Here is a 19183-nt window from a genome sequence, read left to right as displayed (position 1 = left end):
TCCGAAGTGGTGGGGATGGTGCGTTTGTCTGTGCCCCACGGTAGGGGCGGGGGCGGCGGATCGCGTTTGTCCGGCGTGGAGTGGTGCGAGGTCTCGGCTGGCCGCGGTGGCAATCATGGCGGCTACGCCCGGGCGTGGTGATCTGCCGTCTGCCGGGTGCGGGCCTGGATCTACTCCGGGCCGGAGGTGGCCTTGAGGGCCAGCCAGAGTTCCATGCGGACGTCGGGGTCGTCGAGGGAGCGGCCGAGGATCTCCTCGACGCGCCGCATGCGATAGCGCAGGGTGTGCCGGTGAACGCCGAGGTCCGCCGCGGCCGCGTCCCACTGGCCGTGGCGGGAGAGCCACGCGCGGAGCGAGGCGACCAGGTCGCCACGGCCGGTCGCGTCGTGCTCGTGCAGGGCGCGCAGCATGCCGTCGGCGAAGGCCCGTACCGCCTCGTCCGCAAGCAGCGGGAGGACGGACCCGGCGGCGACCTGCTCGTGTTCGACCAGGGCGCGGCCGCGGCGCCGGGCGACGGACAGGGCCTGCTCCGCCTGCCGGTAGGCGCCCGCCGCGCCGATGGGGCCCGCCGGGGCGGACAGTCCGATGACGACATCGCTCTCCTCCGCCGTGCGGCTCTTCTCGGCCGTCCGCGCCGCCGTGCCGCGCCGGCCCTCGGCGACTCCGGCGCACGCCGAGACCGTTGCCCCTCCGTCGGGGGCGAGGACGACCAACCGCTCGCCGTCCGGCACCACCAGCAGCGCTTCGCCACTGCGGGCCGCGGCCGACTCCAGGGTGTCCTCGAGCGCGCCCAGGGCCTCCCGGGCGGAATCGCCGTCCCCGTCCCCGTCGGCCGCCGCGGGCGCGGGCCCCTGCGCCGGCTCCGCGACGAGGACGCGGAAGGGCGCGTCGAGCAGCCCGCCGTACAACGGGCCGGCGACCGTCCGTGCATGATCCGGCTGCCCGGCCAGCAGCATGCGCAGGACCGCCGCGCCGAGCCGCTTTTCCGCCTGCTGCAGGGCGCGCGAGCGCTCGGTGGTCAGGGTGAGCAGGGCGATGGCGGAGTGCACGGCGTAGCGCTCGGCGGTGCCGGGCGGGCCGCCGGTGCCGACGGCGAGCACGGCGCGGGCACGGCGGCCGGTGCCCAGCGATTGCAGTTCGACCCGGTCCTCGCGGTCGTCGGTGCCGCCGACCACGGCGCTCGCGGGAGTTGGCCGCTCCCGCAGCCGCTCGACGTCGGCGGTGAGCCGGGCGGCGCGGCGGGCGGCCCACTCCGGCGCGGCGGCCACGACCGCCCCGGAGGCGTCGTAGAGCGCGGCCCACCCGTCGACGTGCGTCGCGAGCCGGGCGAGGAGCGCGGCCGGACCCTCCGCGCTCAGCGCGGCGCGGGTGAGTTCCCGCTGCGCCTCGAAGCCCGCGGTGACGGCCCGGTACTGGTCGGCCGCAATGGCTGCGGAGACCGCTTTGCTGATCGCGATGAAGGGGGTGCGGCGCGGGACCTCGAGCAGCGGGAGGCCCTCCTCCGCGGCCGCGTCGACCAAGGCCTGGGGAACGTCCTCGTAGTTGACGCCGACGGCGAATCCGAGCCCGACGACACCCGCGTCCACCAGCCGCCGCACATACCGGCGCATCGCGTCCACGTCCTCGGCGTCCAGCTTCATGGCCGTGGTCAGCAGCAGCTCGCCGCCTTCCATGTACGGCACGGGATCGTCGAGCTCGCTGACGTGCGCCCACCGCACCTCGGTCTCCAGGCGGTCCTTCCCCGCGCGCACGCCCAGCTTGAGGGCGGAGTGGTGGACGAGGGACGCGAGCGTGGGGGCCATGGCACCTTCTGCGACTACTTCGCCGTCCCGTATGAACGGCTCAGGTCAATTCTGCCTCAGCGGATGAATCACGGACACCCATGGGGCACCCTCGCCGGACCTCAGCCTCGTAGATCGACCAGCACCGGCGGTACGTGCTCACCGCGGACCGTGGTCAGGGAGATCACCGCATGTCCGGCCGGGACGGAGCGGGCCAGCTCGGAAGCGGACCAGCGCTCGCGCTCCACCGTCCGCACGGTCACGGCGTCCGTCACCACGGCCTTGCCGGTGACCAGCTTGCGCAGGGCGTGAATGGCCCGGGTCAGCGGCTGGTCGGCGAAGACGGTGCGCTGGGCGACCTCCCTGGCCTCCACCCACTCCGTGCCCCACGCCTCCGTGAACCGCCTGCCGTCCCAGGTCGTGATCCCGGAGAAGGCCATCTGGCAGCCGACCGCGCCGAGCAGCGCGACATGCAGCGGCTCCGGCACGTCGTCGATGGTGCGCAGGCCGAGCACCACGCCCGCGTTCGCGGACCGCAGGCACTGGATGCCGCGTACCGTCTCGGCGGTGAGTGTGCCGGTGGCGTCGTCGAGCACCAGGCAGGTGAAGCGCGAACGGTCGGTGCGGGCCGTGGCCATCGCGGTGAACTGGGCCAGGATCAGCCGGGCGAGCAGCCCGGACGCCTCCGTGTGGCCGCGCTCCGGCAGGTCGATACGGACCCGCAGCGGGTGGTGGGGCAGCGCGCCCACCGCGAACGGCCGGTACGGGCCGCCGCTGTCGAAGAAGCCGCCGAGCGCGGGCCGGTCGAGCAGGGCGAGCCGGTCGGCGAGAGCCGGGCAGGGGTCGGACGCCATGCCCATCTGCCGTACCCGGGCGGCGAGTTCACGCCGCATGGTGGCGTGGTCGTCCGCGTCGAGTGCGTCCTGCAGCGAGCTGAGCGCGGACGGCGTGCCGTGCAGCAGTTCGTACAGCTCGGGCACGGCCGGGAACCGGCCGTGGGCTGCGCGGTACGGGGCGAGCAGCTGGGCCAGGGCGGTGGCGGCGCGTCGTCTGTCGACGGTGTCGAGGTCGCCGACCAGGCCCTCGGCCAGAAAGGCGGCGGCCTCGTCGGGGTCGGTGGTGCCGCCGTACAGGTCGAAGCCGTGGACGGACGCCCGGTCGCCGAGCCTGACCACGACGTCGTACGCCTCGTCGGGGCCCAGAGGTGTTCCGGCGGCGCAGACGGCGATGACGCTGGACTGCCCGGCGAGCGCCTGCAGGGCGAGGGACTCGACGACGGGCCTGACGAGCCGACCCGTCTTGCCCGCGCCCGGGGGGCCGACCGCCAGCAGCGAGGTGCCGAGCAGTGCGGGGTCCAGGGCGACCCCGGAGCCCCGGCGCGGGTAGGGGTTGCGTTCGTGGTCCGCGCAGCGGCCGATGCGCACCTGGCCGAGGAGCAGATCGTGGGTGGCCGTGCGCTGTGGCAGGTCGCGGTCGCCCGAGGGGTGCGCCCAGGCAGCCGCGCCGTGGCTGAGGACGGTGCGCGTGAACGAGGCGAGTCGTGCGGGGTCCTGCTGCGCCGAGGTCCAGGCACGCTGCACCCGGACGAAGTCGACGTCGTTCATCCGGCCCGCACGCAGCTCGACGGCGAGCCGGTCGGCGGCCTCGGTCTCCCCTGCCGCCCTGAGCTCCGGCCAGTCCGCCTGGGACACTTCGGGGACATCCGGTACGGGCTGCGGGGGGCCATGGCTCGTGCGGGACCGCCGTACGACGGCCCCCCAGTCCCCCAGTTTGGCGAACGGCCACAGCAGCGCGGCCGCGATCAGCGCGTACAGCGAGTAGACGACCAGCGCCGCCAGAACGTGGTTGCCCCAGCCCGCCAACCAGGTGTCGGGCACCAGGATCACGATCGGTTCGACGACGGGCAGCCAGCGCTCCCAGACAATCAGCTGCGTCAGGGCCGCCCCCAGCGCCGCAAAGGTGGCACGGCCGGGCTGTGCGCGGCCGCTGACGAACCGTCTGAGCACCTCGGGCCAGTTGCCGAGGCGCCCGAAGACATAGCCGAGCAGCCCGACGAACAGTCCGTCGTAGACGACCGCGGCGTCCACCGCCTCCAGCGTCGTCGGTCGCCCCAGGGACGCCGAGCTCCACCAGTCGGCCGGCGTGACCAGCATGATCGGGACGCGCTTGTACGGGATGTAGTTGTTCAGCCACAGCGACCAGATCAGCAGCCCGGCCAGCAGCGAGATCAGCGCGCCGACCAGCAGCTGACGATCAGGGACCCGGTCGGGCTTGGCCTGCGGGGGCGGTGGCACGTGGCGGTACGCCCAGGTCCCGGGCTCGACCTCAGGCCGGGCCGTCCGAAGCCACGCGACGACGTCCGGCGGCGCGTCAGGCCGCGGCGGGACGCCCTCGCCGGGCGGCGGCCCGGCGGGCCGCGGCACATGGCCGGACCGCGTGCCGCGCGGGTCGTACGTGCCCTCGGTGTCCATTCGCTACCCCTCGCCCCGACCAGCAGGTCCTTATCCGCGTACGCCCTAGCTCAATCTAGTGCCCCAGATGGGGAGTTCATCGATCGAACCCGCACCGAGCCACTCACGGGAGGGGACGGGGTCGCAGGGGTGGGGTTCTGGACGCTGACGTGTATTTGTGGGCCGCCAGGGCCCGTAAATATACGGTCCAGAACCCCACCCCGGAGGCCCCGGCCCCGGCACCCGGACGCACCCCCGCGCGAAGCCCCCCCGCCGCGGAGCGGCCACCGCGGCGAGCGGAATTGTGTCCGCCGCGGACAACGCGACACGCCCAGCGCTACCGATCGGAGCATGCCCCGCACCGCCACCCGGCCCTAGCCTGCGTAGGTAGACCACGAAGGACCGCGTAAGACCAGTACGCCCCCATTCATCCCCAGGACCACAGGAGATCCACCATGACCGCAACCGCCGGAGGCCCCTCGCTCCCGCAGGAGCGCCGTGTCGTCACCGCGATCCCGGGCCCGAAGTCCCAGGAGCTGCAGGCCCGTCGGAGTGCCGCGGTCGCCGGCGGCGTCGGATCCGTGCTGCCGATCTTCACCGCACGGGCCGGCGGCGGCGTCCTCGAGGACGTGGACGGCAACTCGCTGATCGACTTCGGCTCCGGCATCGCCGTGACCTCGGTCGGCTCCTCCGCCGAGGCCGTCGTGCGCCGCGCGGCCGCCCAGCTCGCCGACTTCACCCACACCTGTTTCATGGTGACCCCGTACCAGGGCTACGTGGAGGTCTGTGAGGAGCTCGCGCGGGTCACCCCCGGGGACCACGCCAAGAAGTCCGCGCTGTTCAACTCCGGCGCCGAGGCCGTCGAGAACGCGGTCAAGATCGCCCGGGCGCACACCAAGCGCCAGGCGGTCGTCGTCTTCGACCACGGCTATCACGGGCGGACCAACCTCACGATGGCGCTCACCGCCAAGAACATGCCGTACAAGCACGGCTTCGGCCCGTTCGCCCCCGAGGTCTACCGCGCCCCGCTGGCGTACCCCTTCCGCTGGCCGACCGGCCCGGAGAACTGCGGCCCCGAGGCCGCCGCCGCAGCCATCGACGTCATCACCAAGCAGGTCGGGGCGGAGAACGTCGCCGCCATCGTCATCGAGCCGATCCTCGGCGAGGGCGGTTTCATCGAGCCGGCCAAGGGCTTCCTCCCGGCGATCGCGAAGTTCGCGAACGACAACGGCATCGTCTTCGTCGCGGATGAGATCCAGTCCGGCTTCTGCCGCACCGGCCAGTGGTTCGCCTGCGAGGACGAGGGCGTCGTCCCGGACCTGATCACGACCGCCAAGGGCATCGCCGGCGGCCTGCCGCTCGCCGCCGTCACCGGCCGCGCCGAGATCATGGACGCGGCGCACCCGGGCGGCCTCGGCGGCACGTACGGCGGCAACCCGGTGGCCTGCGCGGCGGCGCTCGGCGCGATCGAGACCATGCGCGAGCTGGACCTCAATGCGAAGGCCCGGCGCATCGAGGAGGTCATGAAGGGCCGGCTCACCGCGATGCAGGACAAGTACGACATCATCGGTGACATCCGCGGCCGCGGCGCGATGATCGCGATCGAGCTGGTGAAGTCCGGCTCGAAGGACCCGAATCCGGAGGCGACGGCGGCGCTGGCGAAGGCGTGCCACCAGGCGGGTCTGCTGGTCCTCACCTGCGGTACATACGGAAATGTGCTCCGCTTCCTGCCGCCGCTGGTCATCGGTGCGGACCTGCTGAACGAGGGCCTGGACATCCTCGAAAGCGCCTTCGCCGGTCTGTGACCGAGCCGCGTGTGTGAGGCCGCGTGAAGAATGTGTGCGGGGGCCATGGCGGACGGGCTTTCCGGCTGTCCGCCCCGCCCCGCCTGGCGTACGGTTTCTGCAGATGAGAGAAACACCTCGCCCGCAGGGGACTGCGGGCGACGCCGAGTCGGCGCATCCCCAGCAACGACCCGGCCGTGCCCTCGCGCACACCATCGGAGCCGTCGGCTCCGGAACTCCTCACCGATCGGACGGCCGCCCGCCCCATACCCCCCGGGGCGCGCGGCACACCGGTCGCAACGGTCGCCCCGGAACTTTCCCCCCTGTTCTGGGGCGACCGACTTTCTTCTCCTTCCCTTCTGTCTTCTCCTCCCCGCTTCTCCTGGCTGCCCTTTGCGCGGTCCTTTTCGCCGTCCTCACCTGGCAAGTGGCGGCCGCCGGGCCGCTGGTGGACCTCGACATCCGTGCGGGCCGGAGCCTCTCGCGCCCGGGCGGGCTGTCCTCCGTCGCCGAACTCGGTGCGGATCTGGGCAATATGCAGGTCGCGCTGTGCGTACTGGGCGCTGCCACCGCATGGGCCGGGTGGCGGGGCATGCGCACCGGCGTGCGCGGCTGGTGGCTGCCGCCGCTCACCGCCGCCCTCGCCATGGCCGCCGTGCCGGCGCTGGTCGTTCCGCTCAAGGTCTGGATCGGCCGTCCGGGGCCGTGGGGGCCCGTGGAAGGGTACGGCTGGTACCCGTCCGGCCACGCGGCGACGGCGACGATCGCGTACGGGATGGCGGCGCTCCTCCTCGCCGCGACGCTGCACCGTCCCGCTGCCCGCCGCCTCCTCGCGGCCGTGGCCGTGCTGCTGAACCTCGCCGTCGGGGCCGGCCTGGTCCACCGCGGTTATCACTGGCCGCTGGACGTCCTCGGCAGCTGGCTGCTGTTCGGTGCGCTGCTCTGCGCCGTCAGCGGTCTCCTCCCCTTCGGCCGGCTCGGCGCCGCCAGCCGTCTCGACGCCGTCAGCCGTCCGTCGGCCGGGCGAGCCGCGCGGCCGCCTCGTGCATCGCCAGCTCCAGGACCACGGAATCGTTGAGGGTGCCCGTGCCGTCCGGAGGGATGAGCCAGCGGACGGTCCCGGTGACGCGCCCCGGGTAGGGCACGACGATCCAGGTGCCGCGGCCGGCGGCGCGTACCCCCGTACCGAGCCACCGGGTGGTCGTCCCCGGGGGCACGAAGAAGCCCATCCTGGCGTCACCGAAGTCGGCGAGCACGGGACCCGGCCGGTCGACACAGCGGGTGAGCACATCGAGGGTCGGATAGCCGAGTCGCCCCGGGACGATGAGGACGTCCCACAGCCTGCCGGCGGGCAGCAGTGTGACGCTGTGGGGGTTGCGCTCCCAGTCCCATCGACAGGCGTCGGGATCCGGTGCCGCCGACACCAGCCATTCCACCGCGCGCCTCGCCGCCCCCGTGCCGGTCATCCCGGTCCTCCGTTCCCGTGTGAGCCGCCGGGCATGCGTCTCACGGAGGAAGAGCGGGAAGTACGGGGACAATTACGCGGGTTCGGACGGTGGGACTGAGGCGCGACTAAGAGTCGAAGCCGAGTCCGACCCGGTCCATCGCCCTGAGCCAGAGGTTGCGCCGCCCGCCGCCCGCGTCGGCCCGCGCCAGCGACCACTGGGTGATGCCGATGCCCGCCCAGCGCACCGGCTCGGGCGGGAACGGCAGCGGCTTCGTACGGACCATTTCCGTGCGCGTGCGCTCGGTGCGCTCGCCGCTCAGTAGGTCGAGCATCACGTCCGCTCCGAAGCGGGTGGCGCCGACGCCGAGGCCGGTGTAGCCGAGGGCGTAGGCGACGCGGCCGCCGTGGCCCGTGCCGAAGAAGGGCGAGAAGCGGGAGCAGGTGTCGATGACACCGCCCCAGGTGTGGGTGAAACGCAGCCCCTCGAGCTGCGGGAAGCAGCGGAAGAAGTGGCCGGCGAGCTTGGCGAAGGTCTCGGGGCGCTGGTGGTACTCCTCGGCGATCCGTCCGCCGTAGTGGTACACGACGTCGTAGCCGCCCCAAAGGATGCGGTTGTCGGCGGTCAGCCGGAAGTAGTGGAAGTGGTTGGCGCTGTCGCTGAGGCCCTGACGGTTCCGCCAGCCGATGCAGGCCAGCTGAGCGTCCGTCAGCGGTTCGGTCATCAGCGCGTAGTCGTAGACCGGGACGACATACGGGCGCACCCGCCGTACCAGGGACGGAAAGGCGTTGGTGCCCAGCGCGACCTGACGGGCGCAGACCCGGCCGTAGGGGGTACGGACGGCCATCCCCCCGCCGTGTGGGGCGAGTTCGGTGGCCCGGGTGTGCTCGTAGATCCGTACGCCCAGGTCACGGCAGGCGCGCCGGAGTCCCCAGGCCAGGTGGGCAGGGTTGAGCATGGCCACGCCCGTGCGGTCCCACACTCCGGCGAGGAACGTCGGCGAGTCGACCTCGGCCCGCACCGCGTCGCCGTCCAGGAAGGACAGCGTGCTGCCGAACTCGGCGGCCTGCTCCGCGGTGTGCCGCAACGGAGCGACCTGGTGTGGCTCGGTGGCGACGTCGATCTCACCGGTCCGCTCGAAGGCGCAGTCGATGGAGTACCGGGCGACCGCGGACTCGATCTCGTCGAGGTTGCGCTGCCCCATCCGCTCCAGCTCGGCCAGCTCGCCCGGCCAGCGGGCGAGTCCGTTGGCGAAGCCGTGGGTGAGGGAGGCGGCGCAGAAGCCGCCGTTGCGGCCGGAGGCGGCCCAGCCGACCTCCTTGGCCTCGATGAGGACGACGTCGCGGGCGGGGTCGCGCTCCTTGGCGAGGAGGGCGGTCCACAGTCCGGTGTAGCCGCCGCCGACGACGAGCAGATCGCAGTGCTCGTCGCTGACGAGTGCGGGGCGGGCGCGGGGCTTGTCCGGGTCGTCGAGCCAGTACGGGACCGGCTGGGCGTCGGCGAGGGCGGCGGTGGCGGGAGGCCGGGGGGTGTTCCCCCCGGCGTGCGGCATGGCGCGTGCGGCCATGGTGGTCAGCTCCTCTTGCGGCGGCTGCCGAGCAGTTGGCCGGCGAGTACGCACAGGACGGCGACGGCGAACATGGCCGTGCCGATGACATTGATCTGTACGGGCGTGCCGCGCTGCGCCGCACCCCAGACGTACATCGGGAAGGTCACCGTGGCGCCGGCGTTGAAGTTCGTGATGATGAAGTCGTCGAAGGACAGGGCGAAGGCCAGCAGCGCTCCGCCGGCGATGCCGGGCGCGGCAAGGGGCAGGGTCACCCGGAAGAACGTCTGGGCGGGCGTGGCGTAGAGGTCCTGAGCGGCCTGCTCCAGACACGGGTCCATGCTCAGCACGCGCGCCTTGACCGCCACGACGACGAAGCTGAGGCAGAACATGATGTGCGCGATGAGGATGGTCCAGAAGCCGAAGTCGATCTGCATGTTGAGGAACAGCGTGCCCAGCGAGGCGGCCATGACGACCTCGGGCATCGACATCGGGAGGAAGATCAGCATGTTGGTCGCGGCCCGCCCCCGGAAGCGGTAGCGGGCGAGAGCGAAGGCGATCAGCGAGCCCAGGATGGTCGCGCCGATCGTGGAGAAGAGCGCGATCTGCAGGCTGATGCCGAGCGACTCGCACAGGTCGGCATCGCCGCACGGGTCGGTCCAGGCGCGGGTGGAGAACTGCTGCCACTCGTAGTTGAACCGGCCGGCCGGCTGGTTGAAGGAGAAGACCAGCACCACGACGTTCGGCAGCACCAGGTAGCCGAGGGCGAGGACGCCCGCGAAGACCACCAGGTTGCGGCGGATCCAATTGCTCGGGCTGAATGTGCGACGTCGTCGCGTGGCAGCCATCAGACCAGCTCCTCCGTCCCCGCCTTGCGGATGTAGATGCTGACGATCACGAGGATCACCGCCATGAGGATGAACGACAGAGCGGCGGCGGTCGGGTAGTCCAACACGCGCAGGAACTGCGACTGGATCACATTGCCGACCATCTTCTGGTTGGTCGTGCCGAGGAGTTCGGCGTTGATGTAGTCCCCGGACGCCGGGATGAAGGTGAGCAGCGTGCCCGCCACCACACCCGGCATGGACAGCGGGAACGTCACCTTGCGGAAAGTGGTGGCCGGCTTCGCGTACAGGTCGCCTGCTGCCTCGTGCAGTCGGGGATCGATCCGCTCCAGGCTGGAGTAGAGGGGCAGGATCATGAAGGGCAGGAAGTTGTACGTCAGACCGCACACCACTGCGAGCGGGGTGGCGAGGACCCGGCTGCCCTCGGTCAGGCCGATCGCCGAGGTGAGGTGGAGGATGCCGACGGAGTCGAGCGTGGTCACCACCGGACCCTCGTCGGACAGGATCGTCTTCCACGCCAGGGTGCGGATCAGGAAGCTGGTGAAGAACGGCGCGATCACCATCACCAGCAGCACATTGCGCCACCGGCCCGCACGGAAGGCGATCATGTACGCGAGCGGATAGCCGATCACCATGCACAGCGCCGTCGCCACGCCCCCGAACAGCAGCGACCGCAGGAAGTGCGGGTAGTAGTCGGCCAGCGCTTCCACATAGGTCTGGAAGTGCCAGGTGACCTGGTAGCCCTTCTCCAGTGAGCCGGTCTGCACCGAGGTCGACGCCTGGTAGAGCATCGGTGCGACGAAGAACACCAGCAGCCAGGCCACACCCGGGAACAGCAGGAGATAGGGGACCCGCCGCCGACGGGCGGCGGCCTTGCCGACCGCCCCCGGCGCCCCCGGCACCTGGAAGGGGGCTTGGGTGACCGTCACTCGTCCGTCACCTCTTCCGTTCCGGCGTCGATGTCCTGGGCGGCATCGAGGCCGAAGGTGTGCGCCGGGTTCCAGTGCAGGACGACCTCGGCGCCGGGGGCAAGCCGGGAGTCGCGCTCGACGTTCTGCTCGAAGACCGCAATCTCCTGGCCCGCCGGGCTGTTCACCAGGTACTGCGTGGAGACTCCGACGAAGCTGGAGTCCACGATGGTGCCGGGTATCCGGTTGCGGCCGGCGGGGATGTCGTCGCCGTCGTCCCGGTGGCTGATCGAGATCTTCTCCGGGCGGACGCCGGCGAGAACCGCACTCCCCTCGGCGGTGGACCGCGCGCTGCACCGCGCGGTCGGCAGGGTCAGCCTCTCCCCGGCCACCTTCATCAGCAGGTCGTCGCCGGACTTGCCGGTGATCTCCGCCTCGATGAGGTTGGACTGGCCGAGGAAGTTCGCGACGAACGTCGTCTGCGGGTTCTCGTACAGGTCGGCGGGGTCGCCGAGCTGCTCGACCCGTCCGGCGTTCATCACCGCGACCGTGTCGGCCATGGTCATGGCCTCCTCCTGGTCGTGGGTGACATGCACAAAGGTGGTGCCGACCTCGGTCTGGATTCGCTTGAGCTCAAGCTGCATCTGACGGCGCAGCTTGAGGTCGAGAGCACCGAGCGGCTCGTCGAGCAGGAGTACCTGCGGGTGGTTGATCAGCGCGCGGGCGACGGCGACGCGCTGCTGCTGGCCACCGGAGAGCTGGCTGGGCTTATGGCCCGCGTACTGGCCGAGCTGCACCAGTTCGAGCATCTCCTCGACCTGTTGCTTCACCGACTTGACGCCGCGCCGGCGCAGGCCGAAGGCGACGTTCTCGTAAATGTCCAGGTGCGGGAAGAGCGCATAGCTCTGGAAAACGGTGTTCACCGGCCGCTTGTAAGGCGGCAGTGCGGTGATGTCCTTGTCCCCGAGGACCACCGTCCCAGTCGTCGGCTCCTCGAGCCCGGCGATCATCCGGAGCGTGGTGGTCTTGCCGCAGCCGGAGGCACCGAGCAGAGCGAAGAAGGAGCCCTCGGGCACCGTCAGATCGAGGGGTTGTACGGCGGTGAAGGAGCCGTAGGTCTTGCTGATTCCGGAGAGGCGGACCTCACCGCCGGAGAAGTCTTTCATGTTGTCCTTTTTCGCGTCAGGCACCGATGAGCTTGGAGAACTTCTCTTCGAACGCGGTCTCTTCCTTTGCGGAGAGCGCACGGAATCCATGTGCCTTGGCGGACATCTTGGCGTCGGGAATGATCAGCGGGTTGTTCGCCAGATCCTTGTCGATCTTGGCCAGCTCCTCCTTCACGCCGGCGACCGGGCTGACGTAGGTGACGTAGGCGGCGAGCTCGGCGGCCATGTCCGGGCGGTAGTAGTGATCGATCAGCAGCTCGGCGTTCTTCTTGTGCCGGGCCTTGGCGGGGACCATGAGGTTGTCGTTGGCGAGGATGAAGCCCGCGTCGGGAATGACGAACTCGATGTCGGGACTGTCCACCTGAAGCTGGATCAAGTCACCGGCCCAGGCCACGCAGGCGGCGATGTCGCCGTTGGCGAGCTCCTGGCCGTATTCGTTGCCGGTGAACTTGCGGATCTGCTTGTTGTCCACGGCCTTCTGGACCTTCGCGATGGCGGCGGCGAAGTCGTCGGCGGTGAAGTCTTCCGGCTTCTTGCCCATGTCCAGCAGGACCATGCCCATGGTGTCGCGCATCTCGGTGAGCATGGTGACGCGGCCACGCAGGGACTTGTCCTCGAGCAGCTGCTCGACGCTTTCGATCTTCTTGCCCTTGGTGGCCTTCTTGTTGTAGGCGACCACGGTCATGACGCCGGCCCAGGGGTAGGAGTAGGTGCGGCCCGGATCCCATCCTGGGTTGCGGTGGTGCTGCTCGAGATTGGCGTAGGCATTGCGCAGGTTGGCGGGGTCGAGCTTCTCCGCCCAGCCGAGGCGGATCAGCCGGGCTGCCATCCAGTCGGTGAGACATATCAGGTCCCGGCCCGTGTCCTGGCCGGCGGCGAGCTGCGGCTTGACCTTGCCGAAGAACTCGTTGTTGTCGTTGATGTCCTGCTTGTACTTGACCTTGATGCCCGTTCGCTTGGTGAACGCCTCAAGAGAGGGGCGCCTCTTGGTCTTCTCGTCGACATCGATGTACAGCGGCCAGTTGGAGAAGTTGACCACCTTCTCCTTGTCCGAGGCGTCGGAGGACTTTCCGCCCTCGCTCTCCTTGCCGGCCGGCGGAATCCCGCATGCGCTCAGCGCTCCCATGCCCGCAACGGCCCCGGCGGCACCGAGGAAGGTGCGGCGGCCCAGCATGCCGCGCCCCGAAGTGAGGCTGCGCCGCATCGCCTTGCGTACGGGCTCGGACAGGGTTTCGTACTGCTCCGTCATGATCCAGCCACTCCCGGGATGAGTTAACGGTCTGCGAAAACGGTGCGGTGCCAGTCCTTGCGCGCGACACCCTTGATGTCCTGCATGACGTGCTTGATCTGCGTGTATTCCTCGAAGGAGTAGGCCGACATGTCCTTGCCGTAGCCGGAGGCCCGATAGCCGCCATGGGGCATCTCGCTGATGATCGGGATGTGGTCGTTGACCCAGACGCAGCCCGCCCTGATCTCGCGGGTCGCCCGGCCCGTCCGGTACACGTCCCGGCTCCAGGCCGAGGCGGCCAGGCCGTACGGGGTGTCGTTGGCGAGCGCCAGCCCGTCGTCGTCGCTGTCGAAGGGGAGGACGACGAGGACCGGGCCGAAGATCTCGGACTGGACGATCTCGCTTCCCTGGTCCGCGTCGGTGACCAAGGTGGGGCGGTAGTACGCGCCACGCGCCAGCTCGCCGCCCGGCGCCTCGCCACCGGTGACGACGGTGGCGTACGCCCGCGCCCGGTCGACGAAGCCCGCGACGCGGTCGCGCTGGGCGTACGAAACGAGCGGTCCGAGGTCGGTCGCCGGGTCGAAGGGGTCGCCGAGGCGCACGGTGGACATCAGATCGGCGACGCCGGACACGAAGGCGTCGTAGAGCGGGCGCTGGACGTACGCGCGCGTGGCGGCGGTGCAGTCCTGACCCGTGTTGATCAGGGCGCCGGCGACCGCGCCGTGCACCGCGGCCTCGAGGTCGGCGTCGTCGAAGACGACGAACGGGGCCTTGCCGCCGAGTTCGAGGTGGAGCCGCTTGACGGTGCCGGTGGCGATCTCGGCGACGCGCCTGCCGACGGCCGTCGAGCCGGTGAAGGAGGTCATGGCCACGGCCGGGTGTCCGACCAGATGCTCGCCGGCGTCCCGGCCCGCGCCGCTGACGATGTTGACCACGCCGTCGGGGATGCCGGCCTCGGTCGCGGCCTGCGCGAACATCAGCGAAGTGAGCGGGGTCAGTTCGGCCGGCTTCAGAACGATCGTGTTGCCGGCGGCGATGGCCGGGAGGACCTTCCAGGCGGCCATCTGGAGGGGGTAGTTCCAGGGGGCGATGGACCCGATGACACCGATCGGCTCACGGCGCACGTACGAGGTGTGGTCGCCGCTGTACTCCCCTGCCGCCACGCCGTCGAGCCGGCGGGCGGCGCCCGCGAAGAAGGCGGCGTTGTCGACGGTGCCGGGCACGTCGAACTCGGTGGACAGCTTGATCGGCTTTCCGCACTGGAGCGACTCTGCGCGAGCGAGGTCCTCGGCCTGCGCCGTGAGCACGGTCGCGAAGCGGTGCATCGCGTCGGAGCGCTCGCCGGGGGTCGCATCCGACCACTGCGGGAAGGCTCGCGCGGCGGCCGCCACGGCGTCGTCGACGTCGGCCGTTCCGGCGAGCTCATAGGTGTACACCGAATCGCCGGTCGCCGGGTCGACGACCGTGTGCTGACGGCCCGATGTGCCGGGGCGCAGCTGCCCGGCGATGTAGTGAGCGCCGTCGGCGAAGCGCTCCCGCGCCTGGAAGGGATTGCTCATGTCGCTCTCCTCCGCCGACCGCCCCCGCGACGGCGGGCGGCGTAGCTCCAGCTTCGATTGAGGGCCGATCCTGACAGAGGAGCAGGGCATGAACAAGGGATTCCGTTGTTGCCTTTTGATTACGCGACGAATTACGTGCATGGCGTCGGGTCGCGATCTTGACTGGCGTACGGACTGTCAGTGGCGACTGCGAGACTCACCTGGCATGGGGAGCCTTGGGGAGCTGGGCATGGGGAAGCGGACGGTCTTGGGCAAGACCGTCCGCGGGGAGCGGGTCACGTACGGGGGCCGCGGCGGATCCGCCACGTCGGCCATGCCGCGGGCCAGGGGAGGCGGCCCGCGCCGTTCACGGTGGACGGTATGGGTCTGGGGAGACCCCAGACCCATACCGTGCCGGGATGTGCGCTGATTAAGGCGCGAGAGCGCGGCTGCGCGTCAGCGGCGGATGAACGATCCGTCCGGTGCGCCCGGCAGATCTCGCACGTCCCATACGAGCGAGCTGCTGAACGGTTCCTGTTCGGATTCGCCCTCGAAGTCATCGGAGGCGGCGATGATCGCCACGAGGAAGCCGATGGCGGCGACGATCGCGACAACTCCGAGGATCAGCCCCGCCAGAGCCTGCCCGCCGTTGGTCGCCTCGCCCTTGGCCGCCTTCGCCCGGCCGACCGCGCCGAAGATGATGGCCAGGATCCCGAGGATGACGGCGAAGACGTTCGCGAAGAACAGGACGGTGCCGATGATCCCGAGCACGAGGGCGGCGACGCCCAAGCCGTTGCTGGGCCCCATCGGCATCGCCTGCCAGCCCTGGCCGTAGCCACTGCCCGGATGGCCCTGATATCCGGGGTAGCCGCCCGGCTGGGCTCCGCCGTAGCCGGCGGTGCCGTACGGACTGCCGCCGTACGGGGAGCCGTAGGGGCCCGGCTGGCCGGGACCGGTGGGCGCGATCGGGGGCGGCGGCACCGCGCCGGTTCCGGACGGCGGGGCGGGCATGGCCGTCGCCGGTGGCGGGCCGGCCGCCCGGGGCGCGCCGTACTGCGGCTTGTCCAGCGACACCGGCTGCTCCGGCGGAGCCCACGGATCGCGTTCTTCGGCGGGCTCGGGCTGCGGGCTTGCGGCGTTGTCGGACATGTTCCCTCCCCTGTGAATGTCCGGCAATGCTACGGCCTGTGCCCCGGCCGCGTCCGAGCCCTGTCCGTCCGTGCTTACGATGAGCCGGCGCCCGGCACCGAACGTCTTCAGGAGGATTGATGGCCGATCTGCACACCTTCATCGCCGGGCTGCCCAAGGCCGAACTGCATGTGCACCATGTCGGATCCGCCTCTCCTCGTATCGTCGCCGAGCTCGCCGCCCGGCACCCCGACTCCAAGGTGCCCACCGACCCCGAAGCGCTGGTCGACTACTTCACCTTCCGGGACTTCGCCCACTTCATCGAGGTCTATCTGTCCGTGGTCGACCTGATCCGCGACGCCGAGGACGTCCGCCTGCTGACGTATGAGGTCGCGCGCGACATGGCCCGCCAGAGCATTCGGTACGCCGAGTTGACCCTGACGCCCTTCAGCTCGACCCGCCGCGGCATCCCGGATGTGGCCTTCGTCGAAGCCGTCGAGGACGCCCGCCGGGCGGCGGAGGCGGACCTCGGCGTCGTGCTGCGGTGGTGCTTCGACATCCCCGGCGAGGCCGGCCTGCAGGCCGCCGAGGAGACCACGCGCATCGCCGTGGACCTCCAGCCCGAGGGGCTGGTCTCGTTCGGACTCGGCGGCCCGGAGATCGGCGTCCCCCGGCCGCAGTTCAAGCCGTACTTCGACCGTGCCGTCGCGGCCGGGCTGCACAGCGTCCCGCACGCCGGCGAGACCACGGGCCCGCAGACGGTCTGGGACGCGCTGCACGAACTGCGCGCCGAACGGATCGGGCACGGTACGAGCGCCGTCCGGGATCCGCGGCTGCTGGAGCACCTCGCCGAACACCGCATCCCGCTCGAGGTCTGCCCGACCTCGAACATCGCGACGCGCGCCGTGACCCACCTCGACGAGCACCCGGTCAAGGAGATGGTCGAGGCGGGTGTGCTGGTCACCATCAACAGCGACGACCCGCCCATGTTCGGCACCGACCTCACCACGGAGTACGGCATCGCGGCCCGCCTGCTGGACCTCGACGAGAGCGGCGTGGCCGACCTCGCCAAGAACGCGGTCGAGGCCTCCTTCATGGACCCCTCGGCCAAGGCCAAACTCACCGCCGAGATCGACGACTACACCGCCTCCTGGCTCGGCTAGTCGCCCTGGTCAGTCCCGGCGCGCAGCCACACCGGTGAGGAAGGGCGGCGGTGGCGTGCCCCGACATCCGGTCAGGGCACGCCACCGCGCAGTGATCAGGCCCGATCAGGCGTCCAGGGACGTCATCACGTGCTTGATGCGCGTGTAGTCCTCGAACCCGTACGCCGACAGGTCCTTGCCGTAGCCGGACTTCTTGAAGCCGCCGTGCGGCATCTCGGCCACCAGCGGGATGTGGGTGTTGATCCACACGCAGCCGAAGTCGAGCTTCTTCGACATCCGCATCGCACGGCCGTGGTCCTTGGTCCACACCGACGATGCGAGCGCGTACTCCACGCCGTTGGCGTACGAGACGGCCTGGTCCTCGTCCGTGAACCGCTGGACGGTGATGACCGGGCCGAAGACCTCCCTCTGGATGATCTCGTCGTCCTGCTTCAGCCCGGAGACGACGGTGGGTGCGTAGAAGAAGCCCTTGTCGCCGACGCGGTGGCCGCCCGCCTCGACCCTGGCGTGCGAGGGCAGCCGCTCGATGAAGCCGCTGACCTGGGCCAGCTGGTTGGCGTTGTTGAGCGGACCGAAGAGCACGTCCTCGTCGTCCGGCTGCCCGGTCTTCGTGTCGGCGGCGGCCTTGGCGAGGGCCGCCACGAACTCGTCGTGGATGGACTCGTGGACCAGGACCCGGGTCGCGGCCGTGCAGTCCTGCCCGGCGTTGAAGTAGCCCGCGACGGAGATGTCCTCGACCGCCTTGGCGATGTCGGTGTCCTCGAAGACCACGACCGGGGCCTTGCCGCCGAGCTCCAGATGGACCCGCTTGAGGTCCTTCGACGCGCTCTCGGCGACCTGCATGCCCGCCCGCACGGAGCCGGTGATGGAGGCCATCGCCGGGACGTCGTGCTCGACCATCAGGCGGCCGGTGTCACGGTCGCCGCACACCACGTTGAAGACGCCCTTGGGCACGATCTCGCCGATGATCTCGGCGAGCAGCACCGTCGAGGCGGGGGTGGTGTCGGAGGGCTTGAGGACGACCGTGTTGCCCGCGGCGAGCGCCGGGGCGAACTTCCACACGGCCATCATCATCGGGTAGTTCCACGGGGCGACCTGGGCGCAGACGCCGACCGGCTCGCGCCGGATGATCGAGGTCAGGCCCTCCATGTACTCGCCCGCGGAGCGTCCCTCGAGCAGCCGGGCGGCACCCGCGAAGAAGCGGATCTGGTCCACCATCGGCGGGATCTCCTCGGATCGGGTGAGCCCGATCGGCTTGCCCGTGTTCTCCGACTCGACGGCGACCAGTTCCTCGGCGCGCGCCTCGACCGCGTCCGCGATCTTCAGCAGGGCCTTCTGCCGCTCGGACGGTACGAGATCGCGCCAGGCCGGGAACGCGGCCTCGGCGGCGGCCATCGCGGCGTCCACGTCGGCGGCGCCGGAGAGCGGCGCGGTGCCGTAGGCCTCTCCCGTGGCCGGATTGACCACCTCCGTGGTCCGCCCGTCGGCGGCGTCCCGGAACTCCCCGTCGATGTAGTTGCGCAGACGACGCAGCTCGGTGGTCACTTGCCACCCCTCCTGTCAGATGTCCGATGGGTGAGACAGATCCACCCTAGCCATGGGGCCGACGTTTTCAACATACCGCCACCCCGCAATCTACGAAATCAGTGAGATTCCATCGACGCAACGACGAATTTCATTGATCCGGGGTTGCCAGACGGACGAGGACTCGTGCACAGTGGGGACGTGGCCACACGAGACAAGAACGGCAGCCCGACCATCGACGCCGTCTCCCTGGCGATCATCGAGCAGCTCCAGGAGGACGGCCGCCGTCCCTACGCGGCGATCGGCAAGGCGGTCGGCCTGTCCGAAGCCGCCGTCCGGCAGCGCGTACAGAAGCTGCTCGACCAGGGCGTGATGCAGATCGTCGCCGTCACCGACCCGCTCACCGTGGGATTCCGGCGGCAGGCCATGGTCGGCATCAATGTCGAGGGGGACCTCGACCCGGTGGCCGACGCGCTCACCGAGATGAACGAGGTCGAGTACGTGGTCGTGACCGCGGGCTCGTTCGACCTCATCGTGGAGATCGTCTGCGAGGACGACGACCACCTCCTGGAAATGATCAACAAGCGGATTCGCACGCTTCCCGGCGTGCGCTCCACCGAGAGCTTCGTCTATCTGAAGCTCAAGAAACAGACCTACACCTGGGGAACCAGATAGCC

General features: G+C 70.5%; 15 protein-coding genes. 4 read left to right on the top strand and 11 right to left on the bottom strand.

Annotated features, from left to right (window positions below):
* Positions 1-170: 170 nt before the first annotated feature.
* The gene (locus ACTWQI_RS09230) at positions 171-1802 is read right to left on the bottom strand and encodes a PucR family transcriptional regulator (RefSeq protein ID WP_443269257.1); all 1632 of its coding nucleotides are present in this window, start codon (positions 1800-1802) and stop codon (positions 171-173) included.
* 101 nt (positions 1803-1903) lie between these two features.
* Entirely contained in the window at positions 1904-4252 is a 2349-nt protein-coding gene (locus ACTWQI_RS09225; protein ID WP_443269256.1) for an ATP/GTP-binding protein, read from the bottom strand.
* Between the two features lie 434 nt (positions 4253-4686).
* Between ACTWQI_RS09225 and gabT the strand changes: the two genes are divergently transcribed.
* Complete coding sequence (gene gabT, locus ACTWQI_RS09220) at positions 4687-6036, top strand: 4-aminobutyrate--2-oxoglutarate transaminase (RefSeq protein ID WP_443269255.1); 1350 nt, start codon at positions 4687-4689, stop codon at positions 6034-6036.
* A 406-nt stretch (positions 6037-6442) separates the two neighbouring features.
* Positions 6443-7093, top strand: coding sequence for a phosphatase PAP2 family protein (locus ACTWQI_RS09215; RefSeq protein ID WP_443269254.1), 651 nt, complete (start codon positions 6443-6445; stop codon positions 7091-7093).
* Here ACTWQI_RS09215 and ACTWQI_RS09210 read toward each other — a convergent pair.
* The 8 genes from ACTWQI_RS09210 to ACTWQI_RS09175 all read right to left on the bottom strand — a co-directional run bounded on the left by ACTWQI_RS09210 (position 7020) and on the right by ACTWQI_RS09175 (position 15840).
* Positions 7020-7481, bottom strand: coding sequence for a hypothetical protein (locus tag ACTWQI_RS09210; protein ID WP_443269253.1), 462 nt, complete (start codon positions 7479-7481; stop codon positions 7020-7022). The genes ACTWQI_RS09215 and ACTWQI_RS09210 overlap by 74 nt on opposite strands.
* Positions 7482-7587: 106 nt before the next feature.
* Positions 7588-9027: an NAD(P)/FAD-dependent oxidoreductase gene (locus tag ACTWQI_RS09205; protein WP_443269252.1), complete on the bottom strand. Its 1440-nt coding sequence runs from the start codon at positions 9025-9027 to the stop codon at positions 7588-7590.
* 5 nt (positions 9028-9032) lie between these two features.
* The gene (locus ACTWQI_RS09200; RefSeq protein ID WP_443269251.1) at positions 9033-9854 is read right to left on the bottom strand and encodes an ABC transporter permease; all 822 of its coding nucleotides are present in this window, start codon (positions 9852-9854) and stop codon (positions 9033-9035) included.
* Entirely contained in the window at positions 9854-10780 is a 927-nt protein-coding gene (locus ACTWQI_RS09195; RefSeq protein WP_443269249.1) for an ABC transporter permease, read from the bottom strand. Before ACTWQI_RS09195 ends, ACTWQI_RS09200 begins: the two co-directional genes overlap by 1 nt.
* On the bottom strand, positions 10777-11925 hold the full coding sequence (locus ACTWQI_RS09190) for an ABC transporter ATP-binding protein (protein WP_443269346.1): 1149 nt from the start codon (positions 11923-11925) through the stop codon (positions 10777-10779). Before ACTWQI_RS09190 ends, ACTWQI_RS09195 begins: the two co-directional genes overlap by 4 nt.
* A 16-nt stretch (positions 11926-11941) precedes the next feature.
* Positions 11942-13174, bottom strand: coding sequence for a polyamine ABC transporter substrate-binding protein (locus ACTWQI_RS09185; RefSeq protein WP_443269247.1), 1233 nt, complete (start codon positions 13172-13174; stop codon positions 11942-11944).
* Positions 13175-13197: 23 nt separating this feature from the next.
* A complete protein-coding gene (locus ACTWQI_RS09180; protein WP_443269245.1) occupies positions 13198-14712 on the bottom strand; it encodes a gamma-aminobutyraldehyde dehydrogenase in 1515 nt (504 codons plus the stop codon).
* 435 nt (positions 14713-15147) lie between these two features.
* Positions 15148-15840, bottom strand: a complete 693-nt coding sequence (locus ACTWQI_RS09175) for a DUF4190 domain-containing protein (RefSeq protein ID WP_443269243.1) — start codon at positions 15838-15840, stop codon at positions 15148-15150.
* Between the two features lie 119 nt (positions 15841-15959).
* On the opposite strand from ACTWQI_RS09175, the gene ACTWQI_RS09170 reads away from it, so the two are divergent.
* A complete protein-coding gene (locus tag ACTWQI_RS09170) occupies positions 15960-16982 on the top strand; it encodes an adenosine deaminase (protein ID WP_443269242.1) in 1023 nt (340 codons plus the stop codon).
* Between the two features lie 105 nt (positions 16983-17087).
* Here ACTWQI_RS09170 and ACTWQI_RS09165 read toward each other — a convergent pair whose 3' ends face one another.
* A complete protein-coding gene (locus tag ACTWQI_RS09165) occupies positions 17088-18527 on the bottom strand; it encodes a gamma-aminobutyraldehyde dehydrogenase (protein WP_443269240.1) in 1440 nt (479 codons plus the stop codon).
* A gap of 180 nt (positions 18528-18707) precedes the next feature.
* Here ACTWQI_RS09165 and ACTWQI_RS09160 point away from each other — a divergent pair, with 180 nt between their 5' ends.
* Positions 18708-19181 (top strand): Lrp/AsnC family transcriptional regulator, encoded by a 474-nt coding sequence (locus ACTWQI_RS09160; protein ID WP_443269238.1) that lies wholly within the window; start codon positions 18708-18710, stop codon positions 19179-19181.
* Positions 19182-19183 lie beyond the last annotated feature (2 nt).

This window comes from Streptomyces sp. KR80 (assembly GCF_052245555.1).
GTDB lineage: Bacteria > Actinomycetota > Actinomycetes > Streptomycetales > Streptomycetaceae > Streptomyces.
This window is presented reverse-complemented; position numbering and strand designations above follow the sequence as displayed.

What these genes read in the sequence shown, in the direction of transcription:
- ACTWQI_RS09230 (WP_443269257.1), bottom strand. Translation starts at nt 1,802, where the DNA reads ATGGCCCCCACGCTCGCGTCCCTCGTCCACCACTCCGCCCTCAAGCTG.
- ACTWQI_RS09225 (WP_443269256.1), bottom strand. Translation starts at nt 4,252, where the DNA reads ATGGACACCGAGGGCACGTACGACCCGCGCGGCACGCGGTCCGGCCAT.
- gabT (WP_443269255.1), top strand. Translation starts at nt 4,687, where the DNA reads ATGACCGCAACCGCCGGAGGCCCCTCGCTCCCGCAGGAGCGCCGTGTC.
- ACTWQI_RS09210 (WP_443269253.1), bottom strand. Translation starts at nt 7,481, where the DNA reads ATGACCGGCACGGGGGCGGCGAGGCGCGCGGTGGAATGGCTGGTGTCG.
- ACTWQI_RS09205 (WP_443269252.1), bottom strand. Translation starts at nt 9,027, where the DNA reads ATGGCCGCACGCGCCATGCCGCACGCCGGGGGGAACACCCCCCGGCCT.
- ACTWQI_RS09200 (WP_443269251.1), bottom strand. Translation starts at nt 9,854, where the DNA reads ATGGCTGCCACGCGACGACGTCGCACATTCAGCCCGAGCAATTGGATC.
- ACTWQI_RS09190 (WP_443269346.1), bottom strand. Translation starts at nt 11,925, where the DNA reads ATGAAAGACTTCTCCGGCGGTGAGGTCCGCCTCTCCGGAATCAGCAAG.
- ACTWQI_RS09185 (WP_443269247.1), bottom strand. Translation starts at nt 13,174, where the DNA reads ATGACGGAGCAGTACGAAACCCTGTCCGAGCCCGTACGCAAGGCGATG.
- ACTWQI_RS09180 (WP_443269245.1), bottom strand. Translation starts at nt 14,712, where the DNA reads ATGAGCAATCCCTTCCAGGCGCGGGAGCGCTTCGCCGACGGCGCTCAC.
- ACTWQI_RS09175 (WP_443269243.1), bottom strand. Translation starts at nt 15,840, where the DNA reads ATGTCCGACAACGCCGCAAGCCCGCAGCCCGAGCCCGCCGAAGAACGC.
- ACTWQI_RS09170 (WP_443269242.1), top strand. Translation starts at nt 15,960, where the DNA reads ATGGCCGATCTGCACACCTTCATCGCCGGGCTGCCCAAGGCCGAACTG.